Below are 8234 nucleotides of genomic sequence, written 5' to 3'. Positions count from 1 at the left end.
CGGTTTGAGCAAGGAAGCCTTCATCGGCACCGGCGTGGTGATTGCGTGCCTGATCGACGTTTCACGGCTCGCCGTCTATTCCGCGACCGGCGACTACAACGGCGTGCACGGCAATGCGGGTCTCGTGGCCTGCGCCGTCGCTGCCGCATTTCTGGGTGCGTTAGTCGGCAATCGTTTGCTGAAAAAAATGACGATGCCGGGAGTCCAGCGAATCGTTGCGATCATGTTGCTGGTCGTGGCGCTGGGCCTGATGTCCGGCGTCCTCTAGCGCGATTTTTCAACGAGCGTTGGACTCGAGTCGCCGGGCACGTGCGTTCGCGTGGGGACGACCCGCTCGCCGCCCGTGAAGCCACGTTATCTTGCAGCCAGCGCTCGCGGCAATTCGAAACCGTCCTCGAACAAGCGCTCGCCCGCAAAGACGTGAAGCATGTTGTCACTCCATTCCGTACGCCAGGATGGTGTCGTTTTCGAGTTGGCCGACGAAGGCGTCGGCCGCATCGTTGTCACCGACCTTGACGATGCCGGAAAAGATGAGGTGATCGCTCTCCGTCGATAGTCCCGCTATGTACTGAATCGGGGGATTGGTCAGATGAAGGTCGAAGGTGCGGCGGCCGAGGTTTCCGAACGACGCATCGCGCGATCCATTCGAGAGCAGGCGCACCAGCGCGATATCCGCGCTTTGTGCGCTGGTGAACGCGTAGCCGCCGAGTGTGATGTTGCCTCCGTCGATTGTCATGGCCAGTGCTTCGTCGCCGCCACTTGGATGTCGGTCGAACGGAACGATGACGTGCCCGTCCATTCCGAACGCGGCATCGGGCACACCGCTCGGCAGCAGGCGAATGACGGCCATATCGGTGTTGGGCGTCACGGTCGCGGAAACATCGGTTTTGCCGGCGAGAAGGATCTTGCCATCGGCCTGCAGGGCCATCGCGGTTGACACGTCGTCGTTGGTACCAGTGGTCCCTCCCAGATCCAGGGCGACTGTGGTGGATCCGCCATTTCCAAACGTGGCATCGAGCGTGCCGTCCCCGAGCAGCCGCGCCGCCGCGAAGTCGTAGTCCGACGCTTGTGCGGCGTGCTTTCGCGCATAGCCACCGACGACCATGCGCCCGATGGTGTCGATGGCGAGCGCCAGGCCCGACGCGCGTTCGGTTCCATCGGGTGTGATGATCCGTACGCGCTGCCGACCGTTGCCATTGAATGCGGTGTCATAGCTGCCGTCGGCGAGCAGCCGCGCGATCGCGAAGTCGTAGATCCCTGGTGTAATGTGCAAGTCGCCGGCCACGACAATCCTGCCATCTGTCTGAAGCGCGATGGCGTAAGCGCTACTGTCGTCGCTGCCGAACACATCGAACTGCACCTGGAGTCGTCCGTTGACGCCGAACGTCGAATCCAGCGCACCGGTCGACGTGAAGCGGGCGAGGGCGAAGTTGCGCGACGTCGCGCTCTGCGTGGAACCCACGGCGATGATCCTGCCATCGGCCTGGATGGCGATCGCGTTGCATTCATCGTCGTTGCCGTCGAAATCCACACCGGCCCGGCCGTCGAAGCTGAAGGAGGTATCGAGCACGCCATTAGCCTTGACACGCGCGACATGGAAGTCGCGACCCGCGCCGACAACGTTGCGCGTGCCGCAATACGTGATCGTGCCGCCGGGGCCGACGACCGGCTTGGACATCGTCGTCGAGCCGTAGACATTGGTGACGCCGAGTCGGGCGATGCCGTCGTCGCCGAATGTCGTGACGAGGTCGCCGTCGCGCGCGTGCGCCATGGTCGCGACCGCGATTCCCAATACCACACACCCCATTTTCGATGCCACGGCATTCCCCGGATTGGCGCGCTAAGCCATTGACCTGTTCAACGGGGTAACGCCCTCGCAAGGGCCACGTTCTTCCAATGGGCTGCGACCTCATCGGTGGGACACTCGACGAGGCCACCACGATCGCGATCGCGCCTTTCAGGCCGGCACATGCCGCCGTGACGATTCGAAAACGGCAGCAGCAGCAGTGGTTCGGGGTCGCAAGCGCAACGACGACGGAGGCTGCAGGCGGGGGTCAACCCGGTCGGTCGACCGGCTTCGACGCGTCGTTGCGCGGTTGCTCGCGCCCGTTGGCCGCACTGTTCGCAAAACGGATCGCCCGATTGCGCCCCAAATCCTTCGCGCGATACAGCGCACTGTCCGCAGCCCGGAACATCTCGTCGACATCGGCAAACTCGCCATCGCGCGTACTTGCCGCGCCAATGCTGATGGTGATCTGCGCATCGGCTGACGCGTTGCCCTCGACCGCACTGCGCAGCGACTCGGCCACTTTCATTGCGGTGGTGCCATCTGCTCCGGGAAGGATCACCGCGAATTCCTCGCCACCGTAGCGACACACGCTGTCGCCGCGGCGCACACCGCGCGACAGCTTGTCGGCGACCACCTGCAGGACTTCGTCGCCGCGCGCATGGCCGTGGCGATCGTTGAACTGCTTGAAGTGGTCGATGTCGACGACCAGCAACGCGAGCGGACTCTGGTTGCGCCGTGCACGCTCGAACTCGTTGGCGGCGACCTCGTCGAAGTAACGCCGGTTCGGAATCCCGGTCAGCGTGTCGGTGCGGCTCTGCCGGCGCAGGTCGCTGAGGCGGCTCGCCAGCGCAAGCGACAGCAGCACCATCTCCATCAGCGAGCCGACCTGGAAACCGTTCTGCGTGAGCATGTTGTGCGGCAGCAGGCCGAACACCTTGAACATGTACGCCATCACGCCGACCAGCAGCATGCCCCATGCGACCATGAAGTAGCGCGCCGGCCGGTAGCCCTTGATGAGACCCATCGTGCCCATCGTGATGATCTGGCAGGTCACGACGATCGTCAGCAACGCGAGCGGCAGGATCAGGACCGAATAGGGCGTGAAGAATGACGCGACCAGGCTGATTCCGGCGAGGATCTGCAACGCGATTGCGACCTTGTCCAGCCGTGGCAGCACGCTCGACGTGCTGAGGAACGCGCGGGTGAACTGCAGGCCGAACACCAGCGTCGAGGCGAGGAGCACCAGCAGCGCCTGGTTGCCCCATGCCGGACTGTCGGGCCACAGAAACTGGAACGCGAGGCCGTTGTGCACCGCGAAGTACAGCCCGTAGCTCGATGCGTAGAGCAGATAGTAGAAGATCGCGCGGTCGCGCACGATGATGAAGAGGAAGAAGTTGTACAGCACCAGCACGAGGAACCCGCCGTAGTAGCCGCCATACGCCAGCTGCTCGTTGCTCACGGTTCCGATCAGCGCGTGCGATTCGTACAGCGAAAGACTGAGATCCACCGGCCCGCTCGACGCTGCGCGCAGGTAGTACGTGCGTTCGCTGCGCGCCGGAACCTCCAGGTCGAACAGGAAATCGCGATGGGTGTATTCGCGCGTCGAGAAGATCGTGCGGTCCCCTGTCTCGGTGGAATGCCACGCGCCGGCGCGGTCGATGGACCACAGGGCGAGGTAATCGATCAGCGGATAGTCTTCACGCAACGTGACGTGGCGATCGGCGGCGTCGGGATTCACCAGCGTGAACCGCACCCACCACGTCGAGTGCGTGAACCCGAAGTTGGTGCCGAGTGCGGGGGCAGGCTTGAACGCACTGGAGACGCGAACGGCGTCGAAATCGAGTGCGCCGGTGGGATCTTCGAGCACCTCGACGCGGTGCTCGAGCGTCGCGCGCGAGAACGCAGCGTCAAGAGTCGTCGACGGCGCGGCCGCGCACCATGGAACCAGGCACGTCAACGCCACGAACACCAGGGCAACTCGAAGACGGTCCATGTACGGTGAAGCGGCTTGAATCACGGGCCGTCGATTCTGCGAGAGGGAACTGCGTCAGAATAGCAGGCGCAAGACTCTGGGGGAGTTCGATGAAGGCGTGGATCATTCCGGCGGCGATCGTGGTGGCGGTCGCTCTCGGCAGCTGCAGATCACCGGAAAAACCGATTGCGAACGATGCCGCCGTGCGCGATGGCGACGGCGCGATCAATCTGGCGCAAGGCTGGAGCCGCGAGGTGCAGGAGCGTGCGTGGTTCAGCTCGTTCGGATCCCGCCTCGTTCCGACAGCGTGGCTGCGCGTTCTCGAGCAGTCCGGCAACACGCAGCGCTTCGCGACCGACGACCACATGGACGCGCTCGGCTTTTTGACGCAGTCGGCCGGTGCGCTCAATCCGGATGGTTTCCCGGTCGGCTTCACGCAGGAAACCGACGCGCAAGGAACGGACTGGACCGGCCTCGGCTGCGCCGCCTGCCACACCGGCGAGGTGCGCTACGGCGGGCACCGCATCCGCCTCGATGGGGGACAGGGCACGCTCGATTTCGTCGGGTTCGAAGGCGCGTTGATCGACAGTCTCGATGCGACGGTGGCAGATGACGCGAAGTTCGAACGCTTCGCCACCGCGCTTGGCGTGAACGACGAACGGCGCACTGCGCTGAAAGGGGATGTCGCTGCGCTCGCCGCGCGGATTGCCCAGCGGCATCGCATGAACCACGTCGATGTGCCGTATGGCTATGGACGTCTCGACGCGTTCGGCCAGATCTTCAACGCGATCGCGGTGCAGTTCCTCGGAATCCCGGACAACCGTCGCGCGCCGGACGCGCCGGTGAGTTTTCCGGTGCTGTGGGACGCGCCGCATCTGGACTTGGTGCAGTGGAACGGGTCGGCACCGAACGCCGGTCCGGGTCCGCTGCTGCAGAACATCACGACCGCGCTTGCGGTGTACGGGTCGCTCGACGTGTCGGGGCACGACGGCCTCGCCGGTTTTCCGTCGTCGATCGACTTCTCGCATCTGGCGCAGATCCAGGACGACCTGTACGCGCTGCAGTCGCCGCAGTGGCCGGCCAACCTGTTTGGCGCGCTCGATCCGACACGCGTGTCGCACGGTGCGCAGATCTATGCGCAGCAATGCATCCGCTGTCACCGGCTGTCCGATCGCAATGATCCGAAGCGCGAACTGAAGTCGGAGATCACGCCGCTTGCGGAGGTCGGCACCGATCCGCGCATGGTGAACAACGTGCTCGCATCGGTCTCGAGCAGCGGATCGTTCGAAGGCCATAAGCTCGGCGTCGTGCTCGGTGATCCAATCGGCCCGCGTGCACAGACCTCGGACCTGGTCGTGCACGCGGCCGTCGGCGCCGCGCTGCGCCACCCGCTCGCGGCAGTGCGCGATGCAGTGGCGGGTTACCACGAGGTGATCAAGGCCGCGATTGCGAGCCATCCGGATGGCTACAAGGCACGTCCGCTGAGCGGCATCTGGGCATCGGCGCCGTACCTGCACAATGGTTCGGTGCCGAGTCTCGCCGAGTTGCTGAAGCCGCCGCCCGATCGGGTGCGCACCTTCCCGGTCGGCAGCCGCGCATTCGATCCTGCAACCGTCGGTCTTGCTGCAGACGATGCGCATCCGCCAGAGACGTTCGATACCGCGCTGCCGGGCAACGCGAACAGCGGGCACGTCTATGGAACGGCGCTCGCCGATGCCGACAAGCGCGATCTGCTGGAGTATCTCAAGAGCCTGTAGACATGGGCGCGGGGTCCATTCGCGCGTCGCGCAGGCGCTCGAACCACGCGGCGATCGTCGACGGCATTGCTGCGCCGAGCAGCGCCGCGATCGTCTGGGCGCCGAGCGCGCGATACGCCTCGAACTGCGGCTCGGCGAAGAATTGCTCGGACGTCGGTTCGTCGGGAAACGCCGGATGCGCGCGCCAGTAGGCGTAGATGTCCGCGGTGAGTCCGGCACTCAGGGTCGGCTTCAGGTACAGGATCTCCCCGCGGCTTCCATCGGCGTAGCGGATGCTGCCGATCGCGAACGGCTGTTCGGCCAATGCGTCGTGGCGTTGGTGGTAGAAGCGGTCGGCATCAAGATCGATCTCCGCGCCGAAATCGACGCGCACGCGCTCGACCGCGCGACCGAGATCGCCGAGGGTCGTCTGCGGATCGGCGCCCGCGTCGGTAACGATCAGGTAGCGCACGCGGCGGCGGATCAATTCGTAGAGACCGAGATTTTCAAAGCCGCCGCCGTCGGACAAATGCACGTGGCGCCGTGTTTCGTCGAGGCCGAGCCCGAGCATTTCGCGCGTGATGAAGATCCACCACCACGGCCTCGGCGGCGGCGACCGGTTCGCGCAACGCGGGTTGTGCGCCCAGAACCCGAGGCGCACGTTGAGCAGCGCCATCAGGAACGACACCGATCGCGCGCGCGTGGCGACCATGTCCGGATCGATCGCGGCGCCGGAAATCGTCAACGCATTGGAGAGCGCGAGCTCGGCCAGCGTGTAAGTGTCCATCCGCCGGTAGCCGGTCGCCGACGACCCTGCGTACAACGGCGAAATGAAGAAACTCGCGCCCTGTCGGCTGCGCAGGCGCTCGAGGGTGGAGCTGGTAGTGTTGAGCGTGGTGTTGATCAGATGCAGCGGCGCGCCGTGGTCGGGGGTCAACTCGCGCATGTCGAAGTTGCCCGGGTCGGGCACGTCGTCGCCCTCGAGACGCGGCAGGAACGCCTCGCCGAGGCGCGCGCGGTAGTACGCATGGATCGACACGCGATTGATGTCGCAAGCAAACGCGAGCACGACCGACAGCGCAGCGAACGCGAGAAACACCGGTGAGCCGATGTGCGTGTTGACGGCGATGTGGTAGCACAGGATCAGCAGGCCGTAGATCACCATGCTGAGGCCGATCGTCGTCAACCGTCCGCTGCTGTTGCCGGTTTCGCGACGGTCGAGCAGCATCGACACGATGCCGGTGACCACCGGCATCAGGTAGGACGCGTGCTTTCCCAGCGCATGTGCGTGACGGATCGAGAACATGTGTTCCATCATGTCGCCGAGCGTCGCCGCGACCGGAATGAGTCCAATTGCAATCAGCGCCGGTCCGAACGCGAGCATCCGGCCCATCAGGACGCGCAGCGCATCGATGCGGTGCACCGGTGCAAACCGCGGAACGCCGGCGACGAGCGCAAACACGGTCGCCAGTACGGGAAGGGCGGCGAGGCACAGGACGCCGAGCGCAAGCAGCAGCCAATAGCCATGGTGTCCTTGCGGCACGTGTCCACCCGGCAGCATCAGCCACGGCGGCCAGTCGACCGGCAACCATCCGAGCGTGAGCGCGTACACGACCGCAACGAGGGGTGGCCCGAGCACGAGAATGTTGGCGAACGTCGCAGCGAGGATCGACGCGATCAGCGTCCAGATTGAAAAGCCGCGATGACTGACGAGGTATTTCCCGTGTGCGCGCAATCCGTCGAGCACGCTGCCGCCGGCGGACGCGAGCGATGCGGAAAACACACTGCCGACGGGGTTTTTCGGCAGTCGCGCACGCAGCCATGTGTAGCACGAGGCGATGTAGCCGCCGCCGGACACCGACGACAGATAATCAACCTGACGCAGCAACCCCGACGCTTCCAGCGCCTGCAGCACGCCGAGATTGAACACCGCCGAACGGATGCCGCCGCCGGAAAAAGCGAGGCCGACAAGATCACCGTTCGGAGCAGGAAGATCGGCCGCACTGCGTCGGCGCGCAAGCCATTCGCTCTCGGCTTCGCGCACCGGTTCGAAGTCGGTCGTGTAACCGGCGCCGTGATCGTCTTGTGCGGTCATCGCACGACTCCGTGCCGCACGCTCTCTCCAAACGGCATGCGCGCGTCGGTCACTGCGAACAATCCGGCGGAACGAAGTCTGCCGGAGTCGCCGGCAGGTCACGGTGAACTTTCAGGTATTCGAGGATCGCGTAGCGTTCCTCGTCGGTCAGCAGCGGCCCGATCACCCCCGACGGCAGCGGATGCGCGGCCGAGTCCGCACGCCATGCAGCGAGCTGATCGGGTGTCGCGACGAACGCATGGCCGGTGTTGTGGTTGCCGTCCTTGCCGGTGTCGAGCCAGAAGCCGTCGGCTTCCTTCGGATCGGCCGGTTCGCTGACATAGCCGAGGTGCTGTGCGTCGTAGTCGCGGCGGCCGACGAAGAAGCGCGCGCTGCGTTCCGCGGGCGGCAGCAGCATCTGGTAGATCGACGGCACCGAGCCGTTGTGCAGGAACGGCGGCGTTGCCCATACGCCTTCCAGCGGACGTGGCTTGTAGCCGGCAATCTGCTGCGGCAGATCGAGGATGCCGAAACCACCGAGGCACTGCTGACGTTCGTAGGGGACCTGGTGGTCGGCGAAATACTTCGCCTTGATCATCAAGCCAAGCACGTTGAGTCCTTCGCCTTCGGTCATGTGGGTGATGTCGATCGCGTTCAACGACG

5 protein-coding genes and 1 pseudogene are annotated in these 8234 nt (G+C 64.9%); 2 read left to right on the top strand and 4 right to left on the bottom strand.

The genetic code is table 11. The features are described 5' to 3' along the window. A partial coding sequence (locus ABIV12_RS08360) for a hypothetical protein (RefSeq protein ID WP_348058178.1) occupies positions 1 to 268 on the top strand: 268 nt, incomplete at its 5' end. 165 nt (positions 269 to 433) lie between these two features. On the opposite strand, the gene ABIV12_RS08355 is transcribed toward ABIV12_RS08360, so the two are convergent. Continuing rightward, the gene (locus ABIV12_RS08355; protein WP_348058176.1) at positions 434 to 1819 is read right to left on the bottom strand and encodes a hypothetical protein; all 1386 of its coding nucleotides are present in this window, start codon (positions 1817 to 1819) and stop codon (positions 434 to 436) included. Between the two features lie 235 nt (positions 1820 to 2054). After that, a complete protein-coding gene (locus ABIV12_RS08350; protein WP_348058174.1) occupies positions 2055 to 3782 on the bottom strand; it encodes a diguanylate cyclase in 1728 nt (575 codons plus the stop codon). A gap of 89 nt (positions 3783 to 3871) precedes the next feature. Here ABIV12_RS08350 and ABIV12_RS08345 point away from each other — a divergent pair, with 89 nt between their 5' ends. Beyond that, positions 3872 to 5518 (top strand): di-heme-cytochrome C peroxidase, encoded by a 1647-nt coding sequence (locus ABIV12_RS08345; RefSeq protein ID WP_348058172.1) that lies wholly within the window; start codon positions 3872 to 3874, stop codon positions 5516 to 5518. On the opposite strand, the gene ABIV12_RS08340 is transcribed toward ABIV12_RS08345, so the two are convergent. Both ABIV12_RS08340 and ABIV12_RS08335 read right to left on the bottom strand, forming a co-directional pair. Next, positions 5505 to 7592, bottom strand: a complete 2088-nt coding sequence (locus ABIV12_RS08340; protein WP_348058170.1) for a patatin-like phospholipase family protein — start codon at positions 7590 to 7592, stop codon at positions 5505 to 5507. The genes ABIV12_RS08345 and ABIV12_RS08340 overlap by 14 nt on opposite strands. Positions 7593 to 7641: 49 nt before the next feature. After that, positions 7642 to 8234 (bottom strand): annotated as a pseudogene (locus ABIV12_RS08335) (hypothetical protein); the annotation flags it as partial.

The organism is Dokdonella sp. (assembly GCF_039926425.1).
Taxonomy (GTDB): domain Bacteria; phylum Pseudomonadota; class Gammaproteobacteria; order Xanthomonadales; family Rhodanobacteraceae; genus Dokdonella_A.
Note: the sequence above shows the minus strand (reverse complement) of the source record. Positions and strands in the feature narration are given on the sequence as shown.